A 23,755-nucleotide genomic window follows, 5' to 3' on the forward strand; every position below is an offset into this window, starting at 1 on the left:
GGCGCGCTCCGCCCCTGCCCGACCCCGTACAAGGAGATTCCGCATGACGGCGACGACCGCCGAGAACCGCCCCACCGCGCAAGGCCACCCGCAGCGCTGGCTGATCCTCGGTGTCATCTGCCTCGCCCAGCTCACGGTGCTGCTCGACAACACCGTCCTCAACGTCGCGATCCCGTCCCTGACGAAGGAACTGGACGCGTCCACCGCCGACATCCAGTGGATGATCAACGCGTACTCCCTGGTCCAGTCGGGCCTTCTCCTCGCCGCCGGCAGCGCCGCCGACCGCTACGGCCGCAAGAAGATGCTCATCGCGGGCCTCGCGCTCTTCGGCATCGGCTCGCTCGTCGCCGGACTCGCGCAGTCCAGCGCCCAGTTGATCGCCGCCCGCGCGGGCATGGGCATCGGTGGCGCGCTGCTGATCACGACCACGCTGGCCGTCGTCGTGCAGATCTTCGACGACACCGAGCGGGTGAAGGCGATCGGCCTGTGGTCGACGGTCAACTCGCTCGGCTTCGCCGTCGGCCCGCTGATCGGCGGAATCATGCTCGACCACTTCTGGTGGGGCGCGATCTTCCTGATCAACATCCCGGTCGCACTGATCGGTCTCGTCGCCGTCGTCTCGCTCGTACCGGAGTCCAGGAGCAAGCAGGGCGACCGGCCCGACCTGCTCGGCGCGCTGCTCTCCACCATCGGCATGACGGCCGTCGTGTACGCGATCATCTCCGGTCCCGAGCACGGCTGGTCCTCCGGCCAGGTGCTGCTCTCCGGGGCGACGGGAGTCATCGTCCTCGGCGCCTTCGCCGTCTGGGAGCTGCGCATCCCGTACCCGATGCTGGACATGCACTTCTTCCGCAACCAGCGCTTCATCGGTGCGGTGGCGGGAGCGATTCTGGTCGCGTTCGGGATGGGCGGCTCGCTGTTCCTGCTGACCCAGCACCTCCAGTTCGTGCTCGGTTACGGACCGCTGGAGGCAGGGCTGCGGACGGCCCCCCTCGCGCTCACCGTCGTAGTGCTCAACCTCACCGGCATCGGCGCGCGGCTGCTGCCCAGGCTCGGTACGCCCAAAACCATCGCCTCCGGCATGACGATGCTGTCGGCGGGGCTCGCCGCCATCGCACTCCTCGGCGGCTCCGGCTACGGCGGAATGCTGCTGGGCCTGGTCGTGATGGGCGCGGGCATCTCGCTCGCCATGCCGGCCATGGCCAACGCGATCATGAGTGCCATCCCGCCGGAGAAGGCCGGCGTCGGCGCCGGGATCAACGGCACGCTGGCCGAGTTCGGCAACGGCCTCGGCGTCGCCGTCCTGGGAGCGGTACTGAACTCCCGCTTCGCCGGGCTCGTACCGGCCGCCGTCGGCGCGGCCTCGCTGCCCGCGGCGCTGGCGGCGGCGGGCGACGCGGGGGAGCGGGCCCGTATCGCGGACGCCTTCGCCTCGGGGGTCGAGACCAGCCAACTGGTCGGCGCCGTCGCCGTACTCGCGGGCGGACTGCTCGCCGCGGTGCTGCTGCGCCGGGCGGAGCGGGCAGACTCATCCACAGCAGCAGCAGCAGCAGCGGCATAGCATCGGGAGCGGGGGAGCGGACGGAAGCATTCCGGTCCGTGGCCCGTCCCCGCCCCGCCCCCGACGCGCGAAACGAGGAGTGTGCGCCATGGTGTCCGCGGCCAACCGCGTCAAGAATCCGGCCCGGAACAGCGTCTGGCTGGAGGAAAAGACCTCACGCACCCGCAAGGCCGACCAGCCGGCCGGCCTCGACCGGGGCCGGATCACCGCGGTGTCGGTGCGGCTGCTCGACGCCGAGGGGCTCGCGAAGTTCTCCATGCGCCGCCTCGCCGCCGAGCTGAACGTCACCGCGATGTCCGTCTACTGGTACGTCGACACCAAGGACGACCTGCTGGAATTGGCCCTGGACTCGGTCTTCAGCGAGATCACGCCGCCGGCCGAGACGGGCGACTGGCGCGACCGGCTGCGCGGACTGGCCACGGCCTACCGGGAATTGCTGGTCCGCCATGTGTGGGTGTCACCGCTGATCGGTACGTATCTGAACATCGGACCGCACTCGCTGGCGTTCTCCCGGTCCGTGCAGGACGTGATGCGCGCGACCGGGTTGCCGCCGCACGGGCAGATGGGCGGCCTGTCCGCCGTCTTCCAGTTCGTGTACGGCTTCGGGACGATCGAGGGTCACTTCGTACAGCGGTGCGCGTCGGCGGGCATGAGCCAGGACGAGTACTTCGCGCAGGCGATGGGCACGATGAGCACCGCCCCGCAGCTGCGTGAGACGTACGAGAGCGCGAAGGATCTGGTGGAGGCGCGCGGCGGGGACACGGTGGCGGAGATGCGCGAGCGGGATTTCGCTTTCGCCCTGGAAACTTTGATCGCCGGCATCGAGGCGATGGCTTCCCGCTGAGCGGTCGCCGAGTGGCCGAGGACTCACCACGAATGCTTCGTCGCAGGACAGAAGCGGATAGAGTCTGTCCGTCCTTTGCTCGCAGTCGGGAAATGTGCTGCGGAGCTCTCCTGCGCATGGCCGCACGCTCAGCCATGCTCGCCGAAGAGGTTCGTGGTGACTGCGTCAGACATTCCGGAAGTTTCATACGATTCTGCCCATTCCGAGCCGGCCGGCTCGCTGGCAGAGTCGTTGGCCGCCGCCGCGACCGCCCTGCACGAAGCCGAGGGGCGCGCGGAGACGGCGCGGGTCGCGGTGGGGCTGGCCTGCGACATCGTGCCCGACGCCGATCACGCGAGCATCTCCGTCGTAGAGCGTGCGGGACGCGTCCGTACCGTCGCCTGCACCGACGAGGTGGTACGGACCGTCGATGCCGCGACCAGCTGCGGAGCCGGCTGCGCCATGCGCCGGCCCGAGCTGTGGACCAGCCCCGTCGCCCGTGTGGAGGACGTCACCGAATGCGCCGGCCACGGCCCGGTGCTCACCGAGAGCGGCCTGCGTTCCGTCCTGTTCCTGCGGCTCCGTGGCCACCAGCGAAGATTCAGCGTGCTGACGCTCTACTCGCGCAAACCGCGGGCCTTCGACGACGAGTCCGTACGCATCGGGCGGCTGTTCTCGGCACATCTCGGCATCGCCCTGGAAACCGTCGACGTACAGGAACAGCTTGCCGAGGCCATGCACACCAGAGACGTGATCGGACAGGCCACCGGCATTCTCATGGGGCGGATGAACATCGACGCCGCGCAGGCCTTCGACCGTCTGGTGCGCGCGTCGCAGAAGGGCAATGTGAAGCTCCGCGACATCGCGTCACGCGTTGTCGAGGTCAGGGCCACCGAATAGCACCCGGCGTTACCGGCGTGTTTGCGGGAAGATGGAATGCATGACGGACACGGCGAGGAGTACGGACGCCGCCGGCACCGGTGGCAGAGCGAGCGGCGGGTTCGACCTGGCGTCGCTCCAGGACGCCTTCACCGAGTGGCGGGGGCTGCAGGCCTTCCTCCATGACGTGACCGAACGCGCCGTGAAGGCCATGGAGGGCGCCGACGCGTGCAGCATCACCATGCGCCGCAACAACCGCCTCGTCACCGCCGCCGCCAACGGGGCCGGCGCGCTGGAACTGGACCTCCTGCAGTACGACGCCGAGGCCGGGCCCTGCGTGTGCAGCATGGAGAACGGCGAGGAGAACTACGTCCCCGACATGCTCCTGGAGCGGCGCTGGGCCCCCTACCCGGACGCGGCCGCCGCGCACGGCGTGCGGTCCGTCCTGGCCACGCCCCTGGCGCTGAACTCCCACACCCTGGGCGCCCTCAACCTCTACTCCGGGAAGCCCGACGCCTTCGAGGAACACCTGAACACGGCACGGCGGCTCTCGGCCCAGGCGGCGGGAGCGGTCGCCGTCGCCGAACGCATCGAGCAGGAGGCGGAAACCGTGCAGGATCTGCGGACCGCGATGCTCTCGCGCTCGGTCATCGACCAGGCGATCGGCATCGTCATCGCCCGCAGGCGCTGCAGCGCGCAGGAGGCGATGGACGTACTGCGCCGCGCCTCGCAGGCCCGGAACATCAAACTGCGGGACCTCTGCCACGACCTGGTGGCCGGCGCGGGCGGCAGCCCGCCCCCGCCCGGCTCCTTCACCGGCCGAGGCCAGGAGGACCCCCCTCCCGACCGGCTCGCCCCTTTCTAGGCCGGGGCTCCTGGCTTTCTAGGCCGCCTGCGGCAGCCGCTCCCCCTGTACCGCCTGTACGTCGAGTTCCACCCGCAGCGTCGCGCCGATCGCGGAGATCCCCGCCTGGACGACCTGGTTGTAGTTCATGGCGAAGTCGTCCCGGCGCAGCTCGGCGCTCGCGCGGAAAGCCGCCCGTACGCCGCCCCACGGGTCCGGTCCCGTCCCCAGGTAGCTGAGGTCCAGATCGACCTCGCGGGCGACGCCGTGGAGCGACAGCTCGCCGTGCACCGTCCACCGGTCGGGCCCCGCCGGAATCAGGCCCGTACTGCTGTACGTGATCTCGGGGAAGCGCTCCGCGTCCAGGAAGTCGGGCGACTTGAGGTGCCCGTCCCGCATGCCGTTGCCCGTGTCGATGCTCGCCGCACCGATCACCGCCTCCACGCGCGACTTCCCGAGATCCTCCGCGATCTCGATGCGCCCGCCGAAGTCGAGGAACCGGCCGTGCACGCTGGAGAGCCCCAGGTGCTGGGCGACCGCCGCCACCGAGGAGTGGGCGGGGTCCAGGGTCCAGATGCCGGGCGGCGGCAGTTCGACGCCGCCCTGGCGGGCCAGTACGACCGTTCCGGCCTCCGCCCGGCCGCTCGCCGTCACGAACGCCGTGGACGCGGCCGGGGCGTAACCGGCCGCCGTCACGATCACCGTGTAAGGACCGGCCGGCAAGGGAGCATCGGTCCTCACCGCCCCCTCCTCGTCCGCCGCCGCCCGGACCACCTGCGTGCCCGTCATGTCGGTCACGGTCACCACCGCGTGCTGCACGGCCCAGCCGTCCCGGGTCCGTACCTGTGCGCGAAGTCCCATCCCGTTTTCTCTCCTTGCCAACGAATTGCGAAGGCCCCGGCCGGGACCGACAGGCCGTCCCCTGCCTGTCGGCCCCGCTGCCGGGGCCCGTTTCCACACCGGCCGCCATCTCCGGGGCGCGCCTCCGCTGGGGACGCGCCCCGGGCGGCCGGGGGCTCTGGACTACTCGCCCGGGTGGGCGAGCTCGATGTCGTGGCCGTCGATGCCGCGGCCCGCGACCGTCAGCGCTCCGGCCACCGGCGGGTAGCCGGTCGCGACGACCGTGTACTCGCCCGAGTCGAGGTCGGCGAAGGCGTACGCCCCGTCGTCCCCGGTGGTGGAGGTGGCGACCACGTTCCCGGCCGCGTCCATCAGCGTCACCCGGGCGTCGGCCAGCGGCCGCCGGTCGGCGCCGCCGCGTACCGTGCCCTGGACCAGCGCGCCGGACCGGAGCGTGACCTCGACGCGGGTGACGCCCTGGCCGCCGATGTCCACCGGCAGCGCCATCGGCCGGAAGCCGGCCGCGTTCACCGCGACGGTCACCGTGCCCGGGATCAGTTCGCCGAAGACGAACTCGCCCTGTGCGGCGGACTTGCCCGTCGCCAGCACGTCGCCGCGTACGTCGGTCACGATCACCATCGCGTCCTCGACGGGCAGGCCGCCGTCGGCGGTGCGCACGGTGCCGGTGAGTCCGCTCGTACCGGACAGGAGGATGTCGTACGCGACGGGCTCGTCACCCACGACCACCGTGGACGCCTGCGGCTGGAAACCGTCGGCGGAGGCGATCAGGACGTACGAACCGGCTGCCGGGGCGTCCAGTGCGTAACGGCCGTCCTGGGCGACCGTGCGGCCGAGCTGCCGTCCCGCCAGGGAGATCAGCGTCACCGCGGCGTGCGACACGGCGGCTCCCTCGGCGGTACGGACCGTGCCGTGCAGGGTCTTGCCGGTGACGAGCGGGGCCGCGACGGCGGCCTCGGTGGCGGGCGCCGGCTCCGCCTCCGTCGTCGTGTCCGTACCCTGCACCGCGTCGTCGTTGGACGACTTCAAGGCGACCTCCTTCACGAACAGCACCAGCACCAGACCGACCAGCGCGATGGGTGCGGCGTACAGGAAGAGGTCGGCGACCCCGTCTCCGTACGCGCTCTCCATGACGGTCCTGATCGGCGCGGGGAGCGCGTCCATGTCCGGGATGGTGTTGCTGGAGGCCGCCGCACCCGGCTTGATGTGGAGCGCGGCGAGGCCGTCCTCGACGTAGTGGGTGATGCGGCTGGAGAGCACCGCGCCGAGCGCCGAGACGCCGACCGCGCCACCCAGGGAGCGGGTGAAGGTCACCAGCGAGCTGGCCGCGCCGAGCTCGTGCGGCTCGACCTGGTTCTGGGAGGCCAGGACCAGGTTCTGCATCATCATGCCGAGCCCGAGGCCGAGGACCGCCATGTAGACGGCGACCTGCCAGTAGTCGGTGTCGTACTTGATGGTGCCGAGCAGGCCGAGGCCCGCGACCAGGCCGACACCGCCGCCGACCAGGAAGCCCTTCCAGCGGCCGGTCTTGGTGATGATCTGGCCGGAAACCGTGGACGAGATGAACAGGCCCGCGATCATCGGGATCGTCATGACGCCGGACATCGTCGGCGACTTGTCCCGGGCGAGCTGGAAGTACTGGCTCAGGAAGACGGTCGAGCCGAACATCGCGACACCGACGAAGAGGCTCGCGAAGGACGTGAGCGCGATCGTGCGGTTACGGAAGAAGCGCAGCGGGATCAAGGGCTCCGCGGCCTTCGTCTCGACCAGGATGAAGATCAGGCCGAGCACGATCGAGCCGCCGACCATGGCGCACGTCTGCCACGAGATCCAGTCGTAGTTGTCGCCCGCCAGGGTCACCCAGATCATCAGAAGGGAGACCGAGGCGGCCAGGAAGAAGGCGCCGAGCCAGTCGATCTTGGCCTTGCGGCGGACGACCGGAAGCTTGAGGGTCTTCTGGAGGAGGACCAGGGCGATGGCCGCGAACGGCACGCCGACGTAGAAGCACCAGCGCCAGCCCAGCCAGTCGGTGTCGGTGATGACACCGCCGAGCAGCGGACCGCCGACGGTGGCGACGGCGAACGTCGCGCCGATGTAGCCGGCGTACCTGCCGCGCTCACGCGGCGGGATCATCGCGGCGATCACGATCTGCGAGAGCGCGACCAGACCGCCGGTGCCGATGCCCTGGAGCACGCGGAAGCCGATGAGGGTGGCCGTGTTCTGCGAGATGCCGGCGAGTGCCGAGCCGATCACGAAGATGACCAGGGCTATCTGGACCAGCAGCTTCTTGCTGAAGAGGTCGGCCAGCTTGCCCCACAGAGGGGTGGTCACGGTCATGGACAGCAGGGCGGCGGTGACGACCCAGGTGTACGCGCTCTGGGTGCCGTCGAGGTCCCTGATGATCTCGGGGAGGGCGTTGGACACGATCGTCGACGACAGCATCGCGACGAACATGCCGAGCAGAAGACCGGTGAGGGCCTCCATGATCTGCCGGTGAGTCATCGGCGCGCCGTCGGAGGAGTGGTGGTGGGACCCCTGCTTGGCGTGGCCGCCCCGCACACCGGCCGGTGTGGTCGTAGCCATTGAATTCCTTTGCTCTTACGCGGGAGTTGCGGGTGTTACTGGTGTTACGGGCATTGCTGGTACTGCTGCCGTGTCGTGCTCGAAGTGGTGCGGGGCCCTGGCCCGGCAGTCACCGAAGCTGTTGCGCAGGCGGGCGAGCATGCTGTTGAGCTGTCCGACCTCGTCGTCGGACCAGTCGTCGAGGGCGCCGGCGAGCGTCTGGGTGTAGCGCTCGGAGAGCTCCTCCAGGAGCGCCCGGCCCGCCGGGTTGAGCCGCAGGATGCGTGAACGCTTGTCGCACGGGTCGGGGGCCCGGTCGATCCAGCCGCGCTCCGCCACATGCGCCACGTGCCGGCTGGTTACCGACATGTCGACCGCGAGGAGCTCGGCGAGCCGGCTCATCCGCATCTCGCCGTGCCGGTCGAGGAGGGTGAGTACGGCGGCCGATCCGGCCGGGCAGTGCGCGGGGAGGATGCGTGCGAGCTCGCGCTTCACGGCGCCTATGGCACTGAGCTGCCGGGCCAGTTCCGCGAACTGACTCTGTGCGGCCATGGGCACCTCCAACATCTTGTTGCTTAGGGCAACCATAGAAGTAGTTGGTTGCTTCAGGCAAACTAAATCGGGCCTGCTGGAGTAAAGGAACCCAAAAGGCTCCGTGCGTGGCGGGTCAAGGACGTCCGTACGGCCGGTAAAACCGCAGATCACACGCGCCGCACGGTCCGGGGGTGTGCTGAGCGTGCCCACTTCGCTAGGGTCGTGCCCCATGGCACACAACCCCCACGCTCCGCAGGGCCCCGAGGGTCAGCACGACCCGGCGGGCAGCACTCAGATGTTCCGCGCCTTCGTAGACGACGGCGAACCGCAGCGGCAGCAGCCGGCCGCGGCCGCCGCGTCGGGCGGCCCCAAGACCGGCCTGATCATCGGCGTCGTAGCCGTCGTCGTGATCCTCGCGGCGGTCGCCTGGCTCGCGCTCGGCTGATCACGCTCGGCTGATCACGCTGTAACGGTCACTTCCAGTCGGCGGTGACGTCCTGGGTCTCGACACGCATGCCCAGCGGCACCCGCCAGGCGTCCACACACACGGTGTACGTCTTCGTCACGGCCGCGCCCGCGGCGATCGGCCCGGGCAGCGGCTGGGTCGACATCCTGGTCCCCCAGTCCACGCCCAGCGCTCCGATGATGTGCGTCGCGAAGGTCACGGTGCCCGAACGGACCGCTGACTCCCCGGTGTTGCGGAAGGGTACGGTCACCTGCTCGCACCACCGCTTGTCGCCGGGTGCGAGCAGCGGATCGCCCAGGTTGAGTACGGCGGGTCCGGCGGGCGGCGCCGGCGAGCTGCCCCCGGAGCCCGAGCCGGACCCGTTCCCCGGCGTCCCGGGCGATCCGGACGCCGGTGGCTTCGTCGGCGTACCACCGCCACTGCCACCACCACCACCGTCACCGCCGGACGTGCCCGGCGTCCGAGGGGCATCCGTCTCGCCCGAGCCGGAGCCCGAGCCGCCCCCCTTGCCGTCCGGCCGCCCGGTCGCGGAGCCACTGCCGCCGGCCCCAGGCGCACCCGTACCACCCGTATCACCCGCACTGCCTGTACCGCCCGCGTCGGCATCCCCGTCGCGGGCCGGCCGGCGACCGTCCCCGGAGCCGCCAGGGTCACCGCCACCGCCGCGCGCACTGTCCCCGTCGAGCGGCACCAGCTCGACCTTGCCCTCCGGCGGTACGGCCCGTCCCGGCCCACGCTCCGCCCCGGGGCCCGCCGCACCGACCGCCGCATAGCCGTCGTCGTCGCTCCCGCCGCCGCACGCGGCCAGCACCCCGCCCAGACACAGCACAACCGCCGCGGCGCTCGTCGCAGCGCCTCGGCGGCCGTGTGTCAGACCATGACGTCGCATCGCGCCAGTGTGTCTGACGTTTCGTCAATTAGAAAGGGTCCAGTCAGTCCGCGATGAGCCCCTCCCGCAACTGCGAGAGCGTGCGCGTCAGCAGGCGCGAGACGTGCATCTGGGAGATGCCGACCTCTTCGCCGATCTGGGACTGCGTCATGTTCGCGAAGAACCGCAGCATGATGATCTGGCGCTCGCGCGGCGGCAGTTTGGCCAGCAGCGGCTTCAGCGATTCGCGGTACTCGACGCCTTCCAGCGCAGTGTCCTCGTACCCGAGCCGGTCCGCCAGCGAGCCCTCGCCGCCGTCGTCCTCGGGAGAGGGCGAGTCCAGCGAACTGGCCGTGTAGGCGTTGCCCACCGCCAGCCCGTCGACGACGTCCTCCTCCGACACGCCCAGTACGGCGGCGAGTTCGGGAACGGTCGGCGACCGGTCGAGCTTCTGCGCGAGGTCGTCGCTCGCCTTCGTCAGCGCGAGCCGCAGCTCCTGGAGGCGGCGCGGGACCCGTACCGACCAACTGGTGTCGCGGAAGAAGCGCTTGATCTCACCGACGACCGTCGGCATCGCGAACGTCGGGAATTCCACGCCCCGTTCGCAGTCGAACCGGTCGATCGCCTTGATCAGGCCGATCGTGCCGACCTGGACGATGTCCTCCATCGGCTCGTTGCGGCTGCGGAAGCGCGCCGCGGCGTAACGCACCAGAGGGAGGTTGAGCTCGATGAGCGTGTCCCGTACGTACGTACGGTCCGGGCTGTCTTTCTCGAGGGCGGCAAGCCGCAGGAAGAGCGAGCGGGACAGAGTGCGGGTGTCGATGGCTTCCGGCTGCGACACCAGCGGCGGCGGAGGAGCCGTCACCTGGTCGAGCACGGCGGGCACTTCCTTCGTGAGCACCTTCGAGCTGCCCAGTTCTGCGGACATGCCGGCCCCCTTTCAAGCACTGCGGACGCGGACGGTAGCGGCGGGCGCTCCCGTCGGAGGAAGCAGCCTCCACCTGAATACCGGCGGCGAAGCTGCGGCAAACGCGGTTCCAGCAGAATGTCACATGTCGGCAACACGCTGTAGCGCCAAGTCGACAAATCTGCGCAGGAAAAGGGGGGTGTGCGGCTTTTCGGCCACTGAACGGGTACTACACGATCCGGTTACGCCTCGATTCGATTTGCGGATCGCAGGCGGGCGAAGCTTCTCGCCAGCAGTCTTGACACATGCATCTGCGAGACGCCGAGTTCGGCACTGATCTGGGACTGCGTCAGATTGTTGTAGTACCGGAGCAGCAGGATCCGCTGTTCGCGCTCGGGCAGTTGTACGAGAAGATGCCGTACGAGGTCGCGATGCTCGACGCCGGCCAGCGCCGGGTCCTCGTAGCCGAGCCGGTCGAGCAGCCCCGGCAGCCCGTCCCCCTCCTGGGCGGCCTCCAGCGAGGTCGCGTGGTACGAGCGTCCCGCCTCGATGCAGGCCAGTACCTCGTCCTCGGAGATGCGCAGGCGCTCGGCGATCTCGCCGGTCGTGGGGGAGCGCCCGTGGGCCGTCGTGAGGTCCTCGGTGGCCCCGCTGACCTGGACCCACAGCTCGTGGAGCCGGCGCGGCACGTGCACGGTCCTGACGTTGTCGCGGAAGTACCGCTTGATCTCGCCCACGACGGTCGGCATCGCGAAGGTGGGGAACTGCACGCCGCGGTCCGGGTCGAACCGGTCGATCGCGTTGATCAGCCCGATCGTGCCTACCTGGACGACGTCCTCCATCGGCTCGTTGCGGCTGCGGAACCGGGCGGCGGCGTACCGCACCAGCGGCAGGTTCGCCTCGATGAGCGCGCCCCGTACCCGGTTGTGCTCGGGTGTCCCCGGGTCCAGCCCCTTCAGCTCCGCGAACAGCACCTGCGTGAGGGCCCTGGTGTCCGCGCCACGGCTCTTGGGGGTGCCGCCGGCCGGAGGATCGGGTGCTGTCTCGGGCGGGAGCGGTTGTAGCTGCTGGAGCTGCTGGGGCGGAGCTTGAGGCGCTGTACTGGCCGGCACGGTCACGCCACCCCTTTTCTCGGTCAATCACGATCAACTCATCCGTCAAAAGCGGTCATAGCATCACAAGACATGTGCACTGTGTGCAAGCACCGCATAACTCCGTGTTGACGCCAAGTTGGGTTGTAAACATGCGAAAACCCCGCACCGGACCGGTGCGGGGCCTGCTGGCGCGGGGGCTCAGAACTCGTAGTCGGCGATCACCCACGTGGCGAATTCACGCCACTGCCCGGCGGCCGCCTGGTGGGCCGGGTGCTCGATGTACCGCTTCAGCGCATCGCGGTCCTGAACCGCCGAGTTGATGGCGAAGTCGTACGCGATGGGCCGGTCGGTGATGTTCCAGGCGCATTCCCAGAACTCCAGCTCGGGAACGACTCCGTCGAGCTCTTCGAAGGCCTTCACGCCGGCGGCGACGCGCGGCTCGTCCCGCTCGACACCCTCGTTGAGCTTGAAGAGGACCAGATGGCGGATCAAGGGGTACTCCTACTGGATCAGCTGGGACATGAACTCGCCGACGCCCTGGGCGGCACTGGACACGCCTTCGAACCCTATCTGGACGAGCTCGGCCGATCTGCGGGGGTCGGTGATGATCGTGTACAGCACGAAGACGACGAGCACGTACATCGCTATCTTCTTCGTTTGCACCATCTGTGCGGCCTCCCCTGCCGGTCCCGTGAGTCGCGTGAGTCTAACCGCACAACACGAAAGCCCCGGCTCGGGGAGCAGGGGCTTTCGTTCGGAGCGGTAGCGGTGGGATTTGAACCCACGGATAGCTTGCACCATCACACGCTTTCGAGGCGTGCTCCTTAGGCCACTCGGACACGCTACCGAGAGAGAGCTTAGCCCACGCCGGGCCGTGCTCCGAAATCGGTTCCTCAGCGCCTTCCTCAGCGGTCCCTGAAGAAGGCCGTCAGCTGCGCCGAGCACTCCCTTTCGAGTACGCCCTGGACGACCTCGGGCCGGTGGTTCAGCCTCCGGTCCCGTACGACGTCCCAGAGCGAGCCGGCGGCGCCCGCCTTCTCGTCGAGCGCGCCGTAGACCACCCGCTCCACCCGGGACTGCACGAGGGCTCCCGCGCACATCGTGCACGGTTCCAGGGTGACGACGAGCGTGCAGCCCGTCAGCCGCCACTCGCCGAGCTCCCGCGCCGCCCCGCGGATGGCCAGCACCTCGGCGTGCGCCGTCGGATCACCCGTCGCCTCGCGCTCGTTGTGGCCCGCCGCGAGCAGCGAGCCGTCCGGAGCCAGCAGGACGGCGCCGACCGGCACATCGCCGGCCTCCGCCGCCCGCGCCGCCTCCTCCAGAGCCAGGCGCATGGGCGCCCGCCACCGGTCCCGTACCGGATCCGGCTCCGATTCCGGTTGTTGTTCCTCTGTCACTGCCGGGCTCACTACTGGACGGTCTCCAGTACGTCGGCCGCGCCCAGGGCGTCGGCGATCTCGACGAGCGCGTCCGTACCGAGCGCCAGCAGTTCCTTCTCGGGCAGGCCGAGGTCCGCGAGGACCCCCGTCTCGCCGAGCGGGCCCGCCGGTACGACGCCGCCGTCCGCCGTGATCTCCTCCTCGTTTTCGTCGTTCTCGTCGATGGGTTCCTCGTCCGGCTCCCCGTCCTCGGTGCCGTCGAGGTCGACGAGCTCTTCCAGGGCGTCCGGGTCCTCCGGGTCCCGGCCGAGCAGTTCGTCGGTGAGCAGGATCTCCCCGTACGAGGAACGGGCGGCCGCGGCCGCGTCGGAGACATAGATGCGCGGGTCCTCCTCGCCGTCCACCCGGACGAGGCCGAACCATGCGTCTTCCTGCTCGATGAAGACGATCACCGTGTCGTCGTCGACCGTGGCCTCGCGGGCCAGATCGGTCAGGTCCGACAGGGTTTCCACGTCGTCGAGCTCCGTGTCGCTCGCTTTCCACCCGTCTTCGGTGCGCGCGAGCAGTGCGGCGAAGTACACCGTGACTCTCCCACTGGTCTTGAGAAGTGCCGGTTGGAGTTCCTCCCGGCCGGAGGGTGTGGCTGAGGTGGGGAGAAACCGTTTCGCAGCTCCGAGCCCCGCCCACTCGGAATCGTGGCAGAAGAACTCGCTCCGCGAGAGGTCTTCCGCTCTTGCGTCGTGTACCAGTCCTGAGAGAAGGCCCCTACCAGCGGAAGGTGCGCATCCGCATCTGCTGCCGCATCCGGGCCGCCCGGGCCCGGCGCGGCTGCACCCGCTCACGCAGCGCCTTCGCCTCGTGCAGCTCTCGCAGGAACTGGGCGCGCCGCCGCCTGCGGTCGGCCTCCCCCATGCTTTCCCGCTGGTCCTGGTCCTGCTCCTGGTCCTCGTCCCGCATCGGCCACACCACCCCAAGCCCGCGTCTGCCCCCACCCCACCTTCCCTCCGTCCCGCGGGTTGATGCCAGCACGGGCGGCTCGTATGCCCGGCTACTGTTGACGGCATGCGTATCCAGGTCGTCGACCACCCGTTGGTGGCGCACAAACTCACCACGCTGCGCGACAAGCGCACCGACTCCCCGACCTTCCGGCGCCTCGCCGACGAGCTGGTCACCCTGCTCGCGTACGAGGCCACCCGGGACGTGCGCACCGAACAGGTCGACATCCAGACCCCGGTGACGGCGACGACGGGCGTCAAGCTGTCCTACCCCCGCCCCCTGGTCGTACCGATCCTGCGAGCCGGTCTGGGCATGCTCGACGGCATGGTGCGGCTGCTGCCGACCGCCGAGGTGGGCTTCCTCGGCATGATCCGCAACGAGGAGACGCTCCAGGCGGAGACGTACGCCACCCGGATGCCGGAGGACCTCTCCGGCCGCCAGGTGTACGTCCTCGACCCGATGCTGGCCACCGGCGGCACCCTGGTCGCGGCGATCCGTGAGCTGATCAAGCGCGGCGCGGACGATGTCACGGCGGTCGTACTGCTCGCGGCCCCCGAGGGCGTCGAGCTCATGGAGCGTGAGCTGGCCGGCACGCCGGTCACCGTGGTCACCGCCTCGGTCGACGAGCGGCTCAACGAGCACGGCTACATCGTGCCGGGGCTCGGCGACGCGGGCGACCGGATGTACGGGACGGCAGGCTAGCGGCAGCCGGTCGTACGGACCGTTCTCAGCACTTCGCAGAGGGCGCGGGCGCGGGCCTGGCCAGAGCGGCCAGCGCCTGGTCCGCGTCCTTCTTCGTGGTCAGCTTCTTGAAGCCGGTGCCCAGGATCAGGTCCACGTCGGCGCCCTTGCGGCTGTCGGCCTTCTGCGCGGCGCCCTTGAGCTGCGTACCGAGGACGGGCAGTACGCCGGCGACCGCCTTGGGCGCGCCCAGCAGTATCCCGGTGCCCTTGACCTTCTTGTCGTACTCCGGCGGAGCGTTGCCGACCTTGCCGATGGTGAAGCCGCGCTTCTTCAGCTCGTCGGCGGTCTCCTTGGCGAGACCGCCGCGTTTGGTCGCGTTGTAGACGTTGACCTTGATCTTGCCCGGCTTGGGCAGGGCGGCGGTCCGCGCGGGCGCGGAAGGCGCGGCGGCCTTGGCGCAGTCCTGTCCGCGCACGGCGGCCGTGGTCCTCTTCCCGCCGCCGGTGAAGACATCGATGAGCTGCAGCGTCCCCCAGCCGGCCAGAGCGAGGGCCACGAGGGAGGCCACCACCGCGAGGATGGTCCTGCGCCGGTTCCGGGGGCGTCGCATGCGCGGGAACTTGTCGCCCGTAATGCGGTACTTTCCACCCATGCCGGGGGGAGTCAGCATGCTCATGGCCGCAGCGTAGTGCGCCTCGGTGACGATTCCTACTAAATGATCAATGACACCGGGTCAGGCCAACCCGTAAGGCCCAATGGGACGTCCGTTCGGGCGTCGTCCCGGGTGCTCTCACATGGTGTCGAGTTCGAGCACGCGCGCGTGCAGCACCTGGCGCTGCTGGAGCGCGGCGCGGACCGCCCGGTGCAGTCCGTCCTCGAGGTACAGGTCGCCCTGCCACTTCACGACGTGGGCGAAGAGGTCGCCGTAGAACGTCGAGTCCTCGGCCAGCAGTGTCTCGAGATCCAGCTGACCCTTGGTGGTCACGAGCTGATCGAGGCGGACCGGGCGCGGCGCGACATCCGCCCACTGCCGGGTGCTTTCCCGGCCGTGGTCGGGATACGGCCGGCCGTTTCCGATGCGCTTGAAGATCACACGGAAAGCCTACCGGGCAAGCGGCTCCGGGCGCAGCCACGAGGCCGGGGTGCAAAGGTCGTATTCGGCGCCAGACCGGGAGCAAATCATGAGCGGAACTAACCCCTCCGGTGATGCGCGGCGGTTCAGGTGACGGAAAGCGGGCCCGGTGGGCGTTCCCTCGTACGGAGTACGCCCGCCGTGGGGGCTACTTGGCCGGGGCCTGCTTCTTGGCCGCCGCCTTCGCCTGCTGCTTGAACGCGCGGACCTTCACCAGCGACTCCGGGCCCGTGATGTCCGCCGCCGAGCGGAAGGAACCCTCGTCGCCGTACGCGCCCGCCGCCTCCCGCCAGCCCTCCGGGCGTACGCCGAGCTGCTTGCCCAGCAGGGCCAGGAAGATCTGGGACTTCTGCTTGCCGAAGCCGGGCAGTGCGTTCAGGCGGGCCAGCAGCTCCTTGCCGGTGGCCACGTCGCGCCAGATCGCCGTCGCGTCGCCGTCGTACTCGTCGACCAGGTACTGGCACAGCTGCTGCACCCGCTTGGCCATCGACCCGGGGTAGCGGTGCACGGCCGGTTTGGCCGACAGGAGCTCGGCGAAGGCCTCGGGGTCGTACGCCGCGATCTCGTGCGCGTCGAGATCGTCGCCGCCCAGCCGCTGGGCGATCGTGTAGGGACCCGCGAACGCCCACTCCATGGGGACCTGCTGGTCGAGCAGCATGCCGATCAGGTCGGCGAGCGGGCTGCGGCCGAGCAGTTCGTCGGCCTCCGGTTGCTGGGCGAGGCGGATGTCGGGGCTCATGCTCCGATGATCACGCACCCGCGCCGGCTTCGCACGACTCGCCCGTCTCCCCGCCCGCCCGCTCCACCGGCGGCCACCGGTGGAGCGGGTGCGTACGGGCTTCGCCAGGTCGGCCGCGCGGAACAGGCCCGGCGCGAGCAGTCTCGTCATACCGCCGGCCCAAGCCCAGGGGCGTACGGGCCGGACCCGGCGAATGATCGATTACGTCGACCCGGAAGGACGCGCCCCATGTCCGACGCGCCACCCCCGCCCCCCGACGGCCCGCAGTGGGGGCCGCGGCCCCCGGACGGAGGCCTGCCCCCGCCCGGCTGGGCCGGCTACCCGCCGATGCCGCCGAAGAGGCGCCGGATCTGGCCCTGGGTCCTCCTCGGCCTGGTGCTCCTCTTCGCCGCCGGCTGCATCGCCGTCATCGTCACGACGGTCACGGTGGTCGACGACGAGTCGAACCGGACCGTGACGGTGAAGTACGCCGTGACCGGCGACGCCAGGGACGTCACCATCGCGTACACGACCTGGCGGGACGGGGACGCCTCGTCGAACACCGTGACCGACGCCCGTCTCCCGTGGCGCGAGGAAGTCGACACCACGGGCCTGGTGAAGGGCGGCTCGCTGATCGTCACCACCGGGGCCTCCGGCGGCTCCGCCACCTGCTCGGTGACGGTGGGCGGGAACGAACCGCGGACCGCCACGGCCACGGGCAGGTTCGCGACCGCGACGTGCGACGACTTCTGAGCCCCGCCCAGCCCCCCAGCCCCCCAGCAGCCCCGGGCAGTCCCCGGCAGCCCCCGCGCGGCTATCCGCCGACGTACTGCCGCAGATGCTCCGCCGTCAGGGTGTCCCCGTCCGCGATCAGCTGCGCCGGGGTCCCGGTGAAGACCACGCGGCCGCCGTCGTGGCCGCCGCCCGGGCCGAGGTCGACCAGCCAGTCCGCGCGCGCCATCACCGCCTGGTGGTGCTCGATGACGACGACCGTGTTCCCGGCGTCGACCAGCCGGTCCAGGAGCGCCAGGAGCTTGTCGACGTCCGCCATGTGCAGCCCGGTGGTCGGCTCGTCCAGGACGTACGTCGTCGACTTCTCCGCCATGTGAATGGCCAGCTTCAGCCGCTGCCGCTCGCCGCCCGACAGGGTGTTGAGCGGCTGGCCGAGCCGCAGATAGCTCAGCCCGACGTCGTTCATCCGGCCCAGGATCGCGCGGGCCTGCCCGGACGGGAAGAAGTCGTACGCCTCCGCCATCGACATGCCCAGCACTTCGCTGATGTTCTTGCCGCGCAGGGTGTAGGTCAGTACCTCCGGCGTGAAGCGCCTGCCCTCGCACTGCTCGCAGACCGACGCCACCCCGGCCATCATGGCGAGGTCGGTGTAGACGAGACCGAGGCCGTTGCAGCCCGGGCAGGCGCCCTCCGAATTCGCGCTGAAGAGCGCCGCCTTGACGCCGTTCTCCTTCGCGAAGGCGGTACGGACCGGGCCCAGCAGGCCGGTGTACGTCGCCGGATTGGACCGGCGCGAGCCCCGGATGGGGGACTGGTCCGCGACCGCCACGCCGTCGCGCACCGACAGGTACCCGTGGATCAGCGAGCTTTTCCCGGAGCCGGCGACGCCGGTCACCACGGTCAGTACACCCGTCGGGATGTCGACCGAGACGTTCCGCAGGTTGTGCAGGTCCGCGTCCTGGATCGAGATCTTCCCGCGCGGCTCGCGCACGCTCTCGCGCAGCCGCGCCCGGTGTCCGAGGTGGCGTCCGGTGAGCGTGTCCGAGGCGCGCAGGCCGGGCACGTCCCCGCTGTAACAGATCTGCCCGCCCGCCGAACCCGCGCCCGGACCGAGGTCCACCACATGGTCCGCGATCGCGATGACCTCGGGCTTGTGCTCGACGACGAGGACCGTGTTGCCCTTGTCGCGCAGGCGCAGCAGGAGGTCGTTCATCCGGCTGATGTCGTGCGGGTGCAGGCCGATGGTGGGCTCGTCGAAGACGTACGTCACATCGGTGAGGCTTGAGCCGAGGTGGCGGACCATCTTCACGCGCTGCGCCTCGCCGCCGGAGAGCGTGGACGACGTACGGTCCAGGCTCAGATAGCCGAGCCCGATCTCGACCAGCGAGTCCAGGGTGTGGCTCAGGCCTGCGAGCAGCGGCGCGACCGACGGGTCGGCGATCTTCCGTACGAAGGCGGCCAGGTCGCTGATCTGCATGGCCGAGCACTGGGCGATGTTGACGCCGTCGATCATCGAGGACAGCGCGGCGGCGCTGAGGCGGGTGCCGCCGCAGGCCGGGCAGTCGGTGAAGACGACGGCCCGGTCCACGAAGGTCCTGATGTGGGACTGCATCGAGTCGCGGTCCTTGGAGAGGTAGACGCGCTGGACCTTCGTCACGAGGCCTTCGTACGTCAGGTTGTTGCTGCCGACCTTGATCTTGGTGGACGGCTTGTGGAGGAAGTCCTCCCACTCGGCGGCGGTGAAGTCCTTCAGTTTCGTGTCCGGGTCGTAGAGGCCGGAGCCGGCCATGACCTGCCAGTACCAGGAGTCGACCGCGAAGCCGGGGACGGTGATCGCGCCTTCGTTCAGGGACAGTTCACGGTCCACCAGCTGGTCGGTGTCGATCTTCGTCACCTGCCCGATGCCCTCGCACTCGGGGCACATGCCCTCCGCGCTGTTGAAGCTGAAGGCGGTGGAGGTCCCGATGTGGGGCGTGCCGAGGCGGCTGAAGATGATCCGCAGCATCGTGTACGCGTCCGTCGCCGTGCCCACCGTGGAACGGGAGTTGGCGCCCATCCGTTCCTGGTCGACGACGATCGCCGCGCTCAGGTTGTGCAGGGCGTCGACGTCGGGGCGGCCCATGCTGGGCATCAACGACTGGAGGAAGGCGGTGTACGTCTCGTTGATGAGCCGCTGGGACTCGGCGGCGATGGTGCCGAAGACGAGCGAGGACTTGCCCGATCCGGAGACGCCGGTGAAGACCGTGAGGCGGCGTTTGGGGAGATCGACCGACACATCGGCCAGGTTGTTCTCGCGGGCGCCGCGAACCTGGATCACGTTGTGGCGGTCCGCTGCGGTCGGCTGATGGCTGGACGGATCGGCGGACATTGCGGCACTCCTGGATTCGCGGGGGCAGGGGAGTCGTACATTCTGTCGGCTCCGGCAGCCCGGCGTCGGCCGGAATGGAGCAATCCGCAAGCGTGCGGCGCAGCGGTACCTTTCCGGCATGAACCCTCCCGTCGCGCTCGACACCGACCAGGCCCACGCCCGGCTCGCCGACCTGACCGTCATCGACGTACGCGCACCTGGTGAGTACGCCTCCGGGCACCTGCCCGGCGCCCACAACGTGCCCCTGGACCAGCTCCGCCGCGCGCTCCCCGCGATCGAGGAAGCAGCGGGACGCGGCGAGATCCTCGTGGTCTGCGCGTCCGGCACCCGCTCCGAGAGCGCCTGCCGGACGCTCGCCGGTCTCGGCGTCACCGCGACCACCCTCACCGGCGGGACCAGCGCGTGGGCGGCGCGCGGGCACGACCTGGACCGTCCCGGGGAAGGCGCCCGTACGCCCGGCACCACCTGGGCCATGGAGCGCCAGGTCCGTCTCGCGGCCGGCGCCCTCGTCCTGACCGGCCTCGCGCTCGGCCTGCTGCACCCGGCGTGGCAGCTGCTGTCCGCCGGTGTCGCGGGCGGCCTGGTCTTCTCGGCGCTCAGCAACACCTGCGGCATGGCGGTGGTCCTCGGCAAACTCCCCCACAACCGGCCACGCACCGCCGCGGCGGACCTCGACGCGACGCTGGCCGCGCTCAGGCAGCGGCGGGGGTGACGGGCCCGGCCGGGTCGCTCTCGGCATGATTGTCGTACCCCCGTGGAACGATTGCCCAAGTCGGCTGTAAACAGGGCAGTTCGCGGGTGGGGGTCCGGTCATGATCTCGTACGACGAACGTGACGCGTGCGACGCGTGCGGTGTCCCGCGCGGAAGATGGCGGGCAGTTCTCGGGATGACGCTGTGCGGTCCGTGCGAGCGGACCGGAGGCAGCCGTCCCGGTCGTGAACCGGTGCTGCTCGCCGAGGTACTGGCCACCACGGCGGTCGAGCTGACGCTCGCGGCCCGCGCCTCGGCGTCCGTACCCGATCCACGCACCGCCGGGGCCACGGCGTGCAAGCGGTGCGGCGCCCGGGCGACCTGGCACCGTACCGTGCACGGTCGCTGGATCCTGATCGAGCCGGGCGACCGGCCGGTCGGCGCCGTCGCCGCGGGCAAGCGCTGGCGGATCGCGGGCGACGGCACGGCGGTCAACCTGGGCTCGTCGTCCCCGTCGGACACGTGCCGCATCAGCCACTTCGACCTCTGCCCGGCCCGCTCGCCCGCCGCCGGTGGGCCGGGGGCGGCGGCCCGGGGTGTCACACCCGACGCTGCCGTGTCGTCCTCGTGACGTCCGCCCGGCCGAAGTCCGCCTAGCCGAAGTACGCCTAGCCGAGGTCCGGCACGGCCCTGCCGGTCTGAAGGCACGGGCCCCGGCTCCCCGCCGCGAGACCGGCGGGGAGCCGGGGCGCGGCGGGGCACCCCGTGGGACGACGGCTCGGGTCAGATCACAGCCGTGACAGCCGCGATCGTCGCGACGGTAGCGGCCTGCACCGCCACCACGGCGTCACGCACCACGGGCACCGACCACTGCCCCTTGCCCAACTCGGTCAGGCGCCGGTCGAGCGCCTTGGCCTCCGCTTCGGGGAAGGCCAGCTTCTGGAGCCCGGCGCCGTGCAGCAGCCCCAGGAGCGCGGCCGTCCGCTCGTCGGGGTCGGCGCCCTCGTTCACCACCGCGGCGAGCGTGTCCCGCAGCTCCCGTTCCACGCTCCCGTCGGCCTCCGGGTAACGGCGGATCGGGAAGACTCCCCACACCCGCTTCTTCTCCTCCCGCACCAGCCCCCGGGCGAGCAACCGCTCACGCGCCGCGTCCACCGCGTCGTTCTGCAGCAGCTCCACCCAGTCCCGGGCCTTGCGGGGCTTGTCGCGGTCCGCGAGGGCGCCGAGCACCGGGTCCACGGCCGGCTCACCGACCGGCGCCGGATCCAGCACCACGACCTTCCCGTCCGTCACGGCGATACGCCCCAGGAACACCAGCTCCACCAACGCGGCCCCCGCCACCGCCAGCCTCGTCCTCATCGCCTCCTGGCCGACACCCGAGTCGTCCTCGAGCGAGAGGAGCATGACTTGTTCACCGAGCGTGCTGTCCATGGTTTTCCCGTTCCCCCAATGTCGTTGCCGCAAGAGCGCGAGCCGTACCAGCCTCCCTCATGGACGGCCCGGTTCCTACGCCGCCGTGGCAGAGGGATCTTGCCCGGAGGGTGCGTCGGGCGCACGCTGGTCATATGGCAGCGCAGAACGGCCCCCCCGGCCCGACGCTCATCACTTCCGTACAGCGAGCCTTCCGCCTGTTGGAAGCGGTGTCCGCGCACGGGAACGGTGCGCCGGCGAAGCAGTTGGCACGGGAGACGGGCCTGCCACCGGCCACGGCCTACCACCTGTTGCGGACGCTGGTCCACGACGGGTACGTACGGAAGCTGGCCGACGGCGGTTTCGTCATCGGAGACCAGTTGGACACGCTGCATGCCGGGAGCCGCGGGCAGGCGCAGCTCAGCCGCATCCGGCCCACGCTCGCCGCTCTGCGGGACGAACTGTCGACCGCCGCTTATCTGACCTTCTACGAGGAGGGCGAGATCCGGGTCGCCGAGATCGTCGACGGCCCCCGCGCGCCCCGGGTCGACCTCTGGGTGGGATTCGAGGACGCCGGGCACGCGACCGCGCTCGGGAAGTGCGTGCTGCGCGAGCTGGACGACGAGTCCCGCAACGACTACCTCTCCCGGCACTCCCTCGCCGACCTCACGCCCCGGACCATCACTCACCGTTCCGAACTGATCCGGCGACTGGAGTCGCCGGCCACCGCCCCGGCCGTCATGGACGTGGAGGAGTACGCCCTCGGTACGGTCTGCGTCGCGGTGCCCGTCTACAGCGGCGACAAGCTCGGCTCGCTCGGTATCTCCATGCGGGCGGACCGGCTGTCCCGCATCGACGAGGTGCGAGCGCGTCTGCTCCCCACAGCCGGTCGCGTGACCAGGGGCCTTTCGCTCACTATCTGAAATCCCGGCCCTTGTGGCACCCGCACGGAACCTGTTCTCTGGACGAAAGGGACATTCGGGCGTTTGCGCCGCCACCAGGAGAGGACCGCGGACCACACATGAGTCAGGCCCGAGACCATGCAGGCGGCTGGTGGCCGACGAGGCCGTTCACGAGGACCCGGACAGGAGCCGCCGCGTTTGCCTCCGTCGCGCCCGTGCTGATCGTCTCTGTCGTTGTACTCCTCGGCCTCGTCAGCGGAGCCGCGATGACCTGGCTGCCCCTGCTCGCCGCCGGACCCGCGCTGGCCGCCACCACCAGCCGGCCGCTGGGGGTCCTCTGCGTCGGCTTCCTCGCCGCCGTACTGGGCGCCGTGCTCGGGGTCCGTGACGGCGTACCGGGTCACGAGCTGGCGATCGTGCTGTCGGCGCTGGTCGCCGTAACCCTGGCGAGCGGATTGGCCGGCGGGCTGCGCGTGCGCCGCGAACGGGTGCTCGCGGCCGTGCGCTCGGTCGCCGAGGCCGCCCAGCACGCCCTCCTCCAGCCCGTGCCCACGACGGTCGGCCCGTTTCAGGTGGCCGTCCGCTACAGCGCCGCCGATGCGGAGGCCCGCATCGGCGGGGACCTCTACGCGCTGGTGCCGACTCCGTACGGGATCAGGCTGATCGTCGGCGACGTACGGGGAAAGGGCCTGCCCGCGGTGGGCACCGCCGCTCTGGTGCTCGGTGTCTTCCGGGAGGCCGCCTACGACGAGCCGGACCTCCTCGACGTCGTCGTCAGGATCGAGCGGAGCCTGGCGCGCAATCTGGGTTCCGACGACTTCGTCACCGCGGTGGTCGTCGGGTACCCCGGGGACGGGCGCATGGAGGTGGTCAACTGCGGGCACGCCCCGCCGCTGGTGGTCCGCGATTCCCGCGTACGGGCCGTCGAGCCGACCCACCCGGCTCCCCCGCTGGGGCTGCACGCTCTCACCGGCGAGAGGCCGAGCCTTCAGGTCCTGCCCTTCGCCGACGGTGACCAGCTGCTCCTCTACACCGATGGCGTCACCGAGGCCCGCAACCACGAGCGCGAGTTCTACCCGCTCGTCGAGCGGGCGGCGCGGCACATGTCGGACGACCCGTCCCGCACCCTCGACGCGCTCCACGACGAACTGCTGGCGCACGTCGGGGGCCGGCTCCACGACGACGCGGCACTGCTCCTGCTCCGGAAACCGGCCACTGCCGAGAGCCGGGCTCTGGACGCCGGCCCGACTTACCGCCACCCGGTCGAAGCCGAAGCCCGCTGACGCGGCCGGGTGGCGCGGGGAAGCCGCCCCGCTCTGCCCGAGCACTCGTTTCCATATGTCTTAT

General features: G+C 70.4%; 27 protein-coding genes and 1 tRNA gene. 11 read left to right on the forward strand and 17 right to left on the reverse strand.

Annotation, left to right across the window (positions count from 1 at the left end):
- Positions 1 to 43: 43 nt before the first annotated feature.
- The 4 genes from AC1P0E_RS17620 (at position 44) to AC1P0E_RS17635 (ending at position 4,128) form a co-directional block, all read left to right on the forward strand.
- Positions 44 to 1,561 carry an MFS transporter gene (locus AC1P0E_RS17620; RefSeq protein ID WP_482743118.1) on the forward strand — a complete coding sequence of 506 codons (1,518 nt, stop codon included), beginning with the start codon at positions 44 to 46 and terminating at the stop codon, positions 1,559 to 1,561.
- Between the two features lie 88 nt (positions 1,562 to 1,649).
- Positions 1,650 to 2,405 carry a TetR/AcrR family transcriptional regulator gene (locus AC1P0E_RS17625; RefSeq protein WP_482743119.1) on the forward strand — a complete coding sequence of 252 codons (756 nt, stop codon included), beginning with the start codon at positions 1,650 to 1,652 and terminating at the stop codon, positions 2,403 to 2,405.
- A 156-nt stretch (positions 2,406 to 2,561) separates the two neighbouring features.
- Entirely contained in the window at positions 2,562 to 3,284 is a 723-nt protein-coding gene (locus tag AC1P0E_RS17630; RefSeq protein WP_482743120.1) for a GAF and ANTAR domain-containing protein, read from the forward strand.
- Between the two features lie 40 nt (positions 3,285 to 3,324).
- Positions 3,325 to 4,128 (forward strand): GAF and ANTAR domain-containing protein, encoded by an 804-nt coding sequence (locus AC1P0E_RS17635; RefSeq protein ID WP_482743121.1) that lies wholly within the window; start codon positions 3,325 to 3,327, stop codon positions 4,126 to 4,128.
- Between the two features lie 18 nt (positions 4,129 to 4,146).
- Here AC1P0E_RS17635 and AC1P0E_RS17640 read toward each other — a convergent pair whose 3' ends face one another.
- From AC1P0E_RS17640 to AC1P0E_RS17650, 3 genes are all read right to left on the reverse strand, one after another.
- Entirely contained in the window at positions 4,147 to 4,968 is an 822-nt protein-coding gene (locus AC1P0E_RS17640; protein ID WP_482743122.1) for a YceI family protein, read from the reverse strand.
- Between the two features lie 162 nt (positions 4,969 to 5,130).
- Positions 5,131 to 7,467, reverse strand: coding sequence for an MFS transporter (locus tag AC1P0E_RS17645; RefSeq protein ID WP_482745794.1), 2,337 nt, complete (start codon positions 7,465 to 7,467; stop codon positions 5,131 to 5,133).
- A gap of 96 nt (positions 7,468 to 7,563) precedes the next feature.
- On the reverse strand, positions 7,564 to 8,079 hold the full coding sequence (locus AC1P0E_RS17650; protein WP_482743123.1) for a MarR family winged helix-turn-helix transcriptional regulator: 516 nt from the start codon (positions 8,077 to 8,079) through the stop codon (positions 7,564 to 7,566).
- A 211-nt stretch (positions 8,080 to 8,290) separates the two neighbouring features.
- Here AC1P0E_RS17650 and AC1P0E_RS17655 point away from each other — a divergent pair, with 211 nt between their 5' ends.
- A complete protein-coding gene (locus tag AC1P0E_RS17655; RefSeq protein ID WP_482743124.1) occupies positions 8,291 to 8,506 on the forward strand; it encodes a hypothetical protein in 216 nt (71 codons plus the stop codon).
- Between the two features lie 28 nt (positions 8,507 to 8,534).
- On the opposite strand, the gene AC1P0E_RS17660 is transcribed toward AC1P0E_RS17655, so the two are convergent.
- The 9 genes from AC1P0E_RS17660 to AC1P0E_RS17700 all read right to left on the reverse strand — a co-directional run bounded on the left by AC1P0E_RS17660 (position 8,535) and on the right by AC1P0E_RS17700 (position 13,732).
- Positions 8,535 to 9,416, reverse strand: coding sequence for a hypothetical protein (locus AC1P0E_RS17660; protein ID WP_482743125.1), 882 nt, complete (start codon positions 9,414 to 9,416; stop codon positions 8,535 to 8,537).
- A gap of 43 nt (positions 9,417 to 9,459) precedes the next feature.
- A complete protein-coding gene (locus AC1P0E_RS17665; protein WP_482743126.1) occupies positions 9,460 to 10,323 on the reverse strand; it encodes an RNA polymerase sigma factor SigF in 864 nt (287 codons plus the stop codon).
- 221 nt (positions 10,324 to 10,544) lie between these two features.
- A complete protein-coding gene (locus AC1P0E_RS17670) occupies positions 10,545 to 11,414 on the reverse strand; it encodes an RNA polymerase sigma factor SigF (RefSeq protein ID WP_482743127.1) in 870 nt (289 codons plus the stop codon).
- A 180-nt stretch (positions 11,415 to 11,594) separates the two neighbouring features.
- Positions 11,595 to 11,888, reverse strand: a complete 294-nt coding sequence (locus AC1P0E_RS17675) for a Dabb family protein (RefSeq protein ID WP_482743128.1) — start codon at positions 11,886 to 11,888, stop codon at positions 11,595 to 11,597.
- A 9-nt stretch (positions 11,889 to 11,897) separates the two neighbouring features.
- Positions 11,898 to 12,062: a hypothetical protein gene (locus AC1P0E_RS17680; protein ID WP_482743129.1), complete on the reverse strand. Its 165-nt coding sequence runs from the start codon at positions 12,060 to 12,062 to the stop codon at positions 11,898 to 11,900.
- A gap of 94 nt (positions 12,063 to 12,156) precedes the next feature.
- Positions 12,157 to 12,243 (reverse strand) — tRNA-Ser (locus AC1P0E_RS17685).
- A 58-nt stretch (positions 12,244 to 12,301) separates the two neighbouring features.
- Positions 12,302 to 12,730: a tRNA adenosine(34) deaminase TadA gene (gene tadA, locus AC1P0E_RS17690; protein WP_482745795.1), complete on the reverse strand. Its 429-nt coding sequence runs from the start codon at positions 12,728 to 12,730 to the stop codon at positions 12,302 to 12,304.
- 74 nt (positions 12,731 to 12,804) lie between these two features.
- Entirely contained in the window at positions 12,805 to 13,356 is a 552-nt protein-coding gene (locus tag AC1P0E_RS17695) for a tRNA adenosine deaminase-associated protein (protein ID WP_482743130.1), read from the reverse strand.
- 184 nt (positions 13,357 to 13,540) lie between these two features.
- Complete coding sequence (locus tag AC1P0E_RS17700; RefSeq protein ID WP_482743131.1) at positions 13,541 to 13,732, reverse strand: hypothetical protein; 192 nt, start codon at positions 13,730 to 13,732, stop codon at positions 13,541 to 13,543.
- Positions 13,733 to 13,837: 105 nt separating this feature from the next.
- Between AC1P0E_RS17700 and upp the strand changes: the two genes are divergently transcribed.
- The gene (upp, locus tag AC1P0E_RS17705; RefSeq protein ID WP_482743132.1) at positions 13,838 to 14,473 is read left to right on the forward strand and encodes a uracil phosphoribosyltransferase; all 636 of its coding nucleotides are present in this window, start codon (positions 13,838 to 13,840) and stop codon (positions 14,471 to 14,473) included.
- A gap of 25 nt (positions 14,474 to 14,498) precedes the next feature.
- On the opposite strand, the gene AC1P0E_RS17710 is transcribed toward upp, so the two are convergent.
- The 3 genes from AC1P0E_RS17710 to AC1P0E_RS17720 all read right to left on the reverse strand — a co-directional run bounded on the left by AC1P0E_RS17710 (position 14,499) and on the right by AC1P0E_RS17720 (position 16,326).
- A complete protein-coding gene (locus AC1P0E_RS17710; protein ID WP_482743133.1) occupies positions 14,499 to 15,131 on the reverse strand; it encodes a LytR C-terminal domain-containing protein in 633 nt (210 codons plus the stop codon).
- Between the two features lie 114 nt (positions 15,132 to 15,245).
- Positions 15,246 to 15,548 (reverse strand): type II toxin-antitoxin system VapB family antitoxin, encoded by a 303-nt coding sequence (locus AC1P0E_RS17715; protein WP_355256020.1) that lies wholly within the window; start codon positions 15,546 to 15,548, stop codon positions 15,246 to 15,248.
- A gap of 187 nt (positions 15,549 to 15,735) precedes the next feature.
- Positions 15,736 to 16,326, reverse strand: a complete 591-nt coding sequence (locus AC1P0E_RS17720; protein WP_482743134.1) for an HhH-GPD-type base excision DNA repair protein — start codon at positions 16,324 to 16,326, stop codon at positions 15,736 to 15,738.
- Between the two features lie 228 nt (positions 16,327 to 16,554).
- Here AC1P0E_RS17720 and AC1P0E_RS17725 point away from each other — a divergent pair, with 228 nt between their 5' ends.
- Positions 16,555 to 17,058 carry an MmpS family transport accessory protein gene (locus AC1P0E_RS17725; RefSeq protein ID WP_482743135.1) on the forward strand — a complete coding sequence of 168 codons (504 nt, stop codon included), beginning with the start codon at positions 16,555 to 16,557 and terminating at the stop codon, positions 17,056 to 17,058.
- Positions 17,059 to 17,119: 61 nt separating this feature from the next.
- Here the strand turns inward: AC1P0E_RS17725 and AC1P0E_RS17730 are convergent, their stop codons facing one another.
- Positions 17,120 to 19,405 (reverse strand): ATP-binding cassette domain-containing protein, encoded by a 2,286-nt coding sequence (locus tag AC1P0E_RS17730; protein ID WP_482743136.1) that lies wholly within the window; start codon positions 19,403 to 19,405, stop codon positions 17,120 to 17,122.
- 118 nt (positions 19,406 to 19,523) lie between these two features.
- On the opposite strand from AC1P0E_RS17730, the gene AC1P0E_RS17735 reads away from it, so the two are divergent.
- Together AC1P0E_RS17735 and AC1P0E_RS17740 are read left to right on the forward strand one after the other, a co-directional pair.
- Positions 19,524 to 20,117 (forward strand): rhodanese-like domain-containing protein, encoded by a 594-nt coding sequence (locus AC1P0E_RS17735; RefSeq protein WP_482743137.1) that lies wholly within the window; start codon positions 19,524 to 19,526, stop codon positions 20,115 to 20,117.
- 175 nt (positions 20,118 to 20,292) lie between these two features.
- A complete protein-coding gene (locus tag AC1P0E_RS17740) occupies positions 20,293 to 20,727 on the forward strand; it encodes a DUF6083 domain-containing protein (protein ID WP_482743138.1) in 435 nt (144 codons plus the stop codon).
- Positions 20,728 to 20,879: 152 nt separating this feature from the next.
- Here AC1P0E_RS17740 and AC1P0E_RS17745 read toward each other — a convergent pair whose 3' ends face one another.
- On the reverse strand, positions 20,880 to 21,527 hold the full coding sequence (locus tag AC1P0E_RS17745; RefSeq protein WP_482743139.1) for a GOLPH3/VPS74 family protein: 648 nt from the start codon (positions 21,525 to 21,527) through the stop codon (positions 20,880 to 20,882).
- Between the two features lie 134 nt (positions 21,528 to 21,661).
- Between AC1P0E_RS17745 and AC1P0E_RS17750 the strand changes: the two genes are divergently transcribed.
- The gene (locus AC1P0E_RS17750) at positions 21,662 to 22,429 is read left to right on the forward strand and encodes an IclR family transcriptional regulator (protein ID WP_482743140.1); all 768 of its coding nucleotides are present in this window, start codon (positions 21,662 to 21,664) and stop codon (positions 22,427 to 22,429) included.
- 98 nt (positions 22,430 to 22,527) lie between these two features.
- On the forward strand, positions 22,528 to 23,691 hold the full coding sequence (locus AC1P0E_RS17755) for a PP2C family protein-serine/threonine phosphatase (RefSeq protein ID WP_482743141.1): 1,164 nt from the start codon (positions 22,528 to 22,530) through the stop codon (positions 23,689 to 23,691).
- Positions 23,692 to 23,755 lie beyond the last annotated feature (64 nt).

The organism is Streptomyces sp. TRD_SC_5 (assembly GCF_056836825.1).

Excerpts from the sequence above, each read along its gene's own strand:
- AC1P0E_RS17625 (WP_482743119.1), top strand. The coding sequence starts at position 1,650 with ATGGTGTCCGCGGCCAACCGCGTCAAGAATCCGGCCCGGAACAGCGTC.
- AC1P0E_RS17730 (WP_482743136.1), bottom strand. The coding sequence starts at position 19,405 with ATGTCCGCCGATCCGTCCAGCCATCAGCCGACCGCAGCGGACCGCCAC.
- AC1P0E_RS17720 (WP_482743134.1), bottom strand. The coding sequence starts at position 16,326 with ATGAGCCCCGACATCCGCCTCGCCCAGCAACCGGAGGCCGACGAACTG.
- AC1P0E_RS17710 (WP_482743133.1), bottom strand. The coding sequence starts at position 15,131 with ATGAGCATGCTGACTCCCCCCGGCATGGGTGGAAAGTACCGCATTACG.
- AC1P0E_RS17740 (WP_482743138.1), top strand. The coding sequence starts at position 20,293 with ATGACGCTGTGCGGTCCGTGCGAGCGGACCGGAGGCAGCCGTCCCGGT.
- AC1P0E_RS17755 (WP_482743141.1), top strand. The coding sequence starts at position 22,528 with ATGAGTCAGGCCCGAGACCATGCAGGCGGCTGGTGGCCGACGAGGCCG.
- tadA (WP_482745795.1), bottom strand. The coding sequence starts at position 12,730 with ATGCGCCTGGCTCTGGAGGAGGCGGCGCGGGCGGCGGAGGCCGGCGAT.
- AC1P0E_RS17745 (WP_482743139.1), bottom strand. The coding sequence starts at position 21,527 with ATGGACAGCACGCTCGGTGAACAAGTCATGCTCCTCTCGCTCGAGGAC.
- AC1P0E_RS17660 (WP_482743125.1), bottom strand. The coding sequence starts at position 9,416 with ATGCGACGTCATGGTCTGACACACGGCCGCCGAGGCGCTGCGACGAGC.
- AC1P0E_RS17725 (WP_482743135.1), top strand. The coding sequence starts at position 16,555 with ATGTCCGACGCGCCACCCCCGCCCCCCGACGGCCCGCAGTGGGGGCCG.
- AC1P0E_RS17640 (WP_482743122.1), bottom strand. The coding sequence starts at position 4,968 with ATGGGACTTCGCGCACAGGTACGGACCCGGGACGGCTGGGCCGTGCAG.
- AC1P0E_RS17700 (WP_482743131.1), bottom strand. The coding sequence starts at position 13,732 with ATGCGGGACGAGGACCAGGAGCAGGACCAGGACCAGCGGGAAAGCATG.
- AC1P0E_RS17750 (WP_482743140.1), top strand. The coding sequence starts at position 21,662 with ATGGCAGCGCAGAACGGCCCCCCCGGCCCGACGCTCATCACTTCCGTA.
- AC1P0E_RS17680 (WP_482743129.1), bottom strand. The coding sequence starts at position 12,062 with ATGGTGCAAACGAAGAAGATAGCGATGTACGTGCTCGTCGTCTTCGTG.
- AC1P0E_RS17650 (WP_482743123.1), bottom strand. The coding sequence starts at position 8,079 with ATGGCCGCACAGAGTCAGTTCGCGGAACTGGCCCGGCAGCTCAGTGCC.
- AC1P0E_RS17620 (WP_482743118.1), top strand. The coding sequence starts at position 44 with ATGACGGCGACGACCGCCGAGAACCGCCCCACCGCGCAAGGCCACCCG.
- AC1P0E_RS17665 (WP_482743126.1), bottom strand. The coding sequence starts at position 10,323 with ATGTCCGCAGAACTGGGCAGCTCGAAGGTGCTCACGAAGGAAGTGCCC.
- AC1P0E_RS17635 (WP_482743121.1), top strand. The coding sequence starts at position 3,325 with ATGACGGACACGGCGAGGAGTACGGACGCCGCCGGCACCGGTGGCAGA.
- AC1P0E_RS17735 (WP_482743137.1), top strand. The coding sequence starts at position 19,524 with ATGAACCCTCCCGTCGCGCTCGACACCGACCAGGCCCACGCCCGGCTC.
- upp (WP_482743132.1), top strand. The coding sequence starts at position 13,838 with ATGCGTATCCAGGTCGTCGACCACCCGTTGGTGGCGCACAAACTCACC.
- AC1P0E_RS17655 (WP_482743124.1), top strand. The coding sequence starts at position 8,291 with ATGGCACACAACCCCCACGCTCCGCAGGGCCCCGAGGGTCAGCACGAC.
- AC1P0E_RS17645 (WP_482745794.1), bottom strand. The coding sequence starts at position 7,467 with ATGACTCACCGGCAGATCATGGAGGCCCTCACCGGTCTTCTGCTCGGC.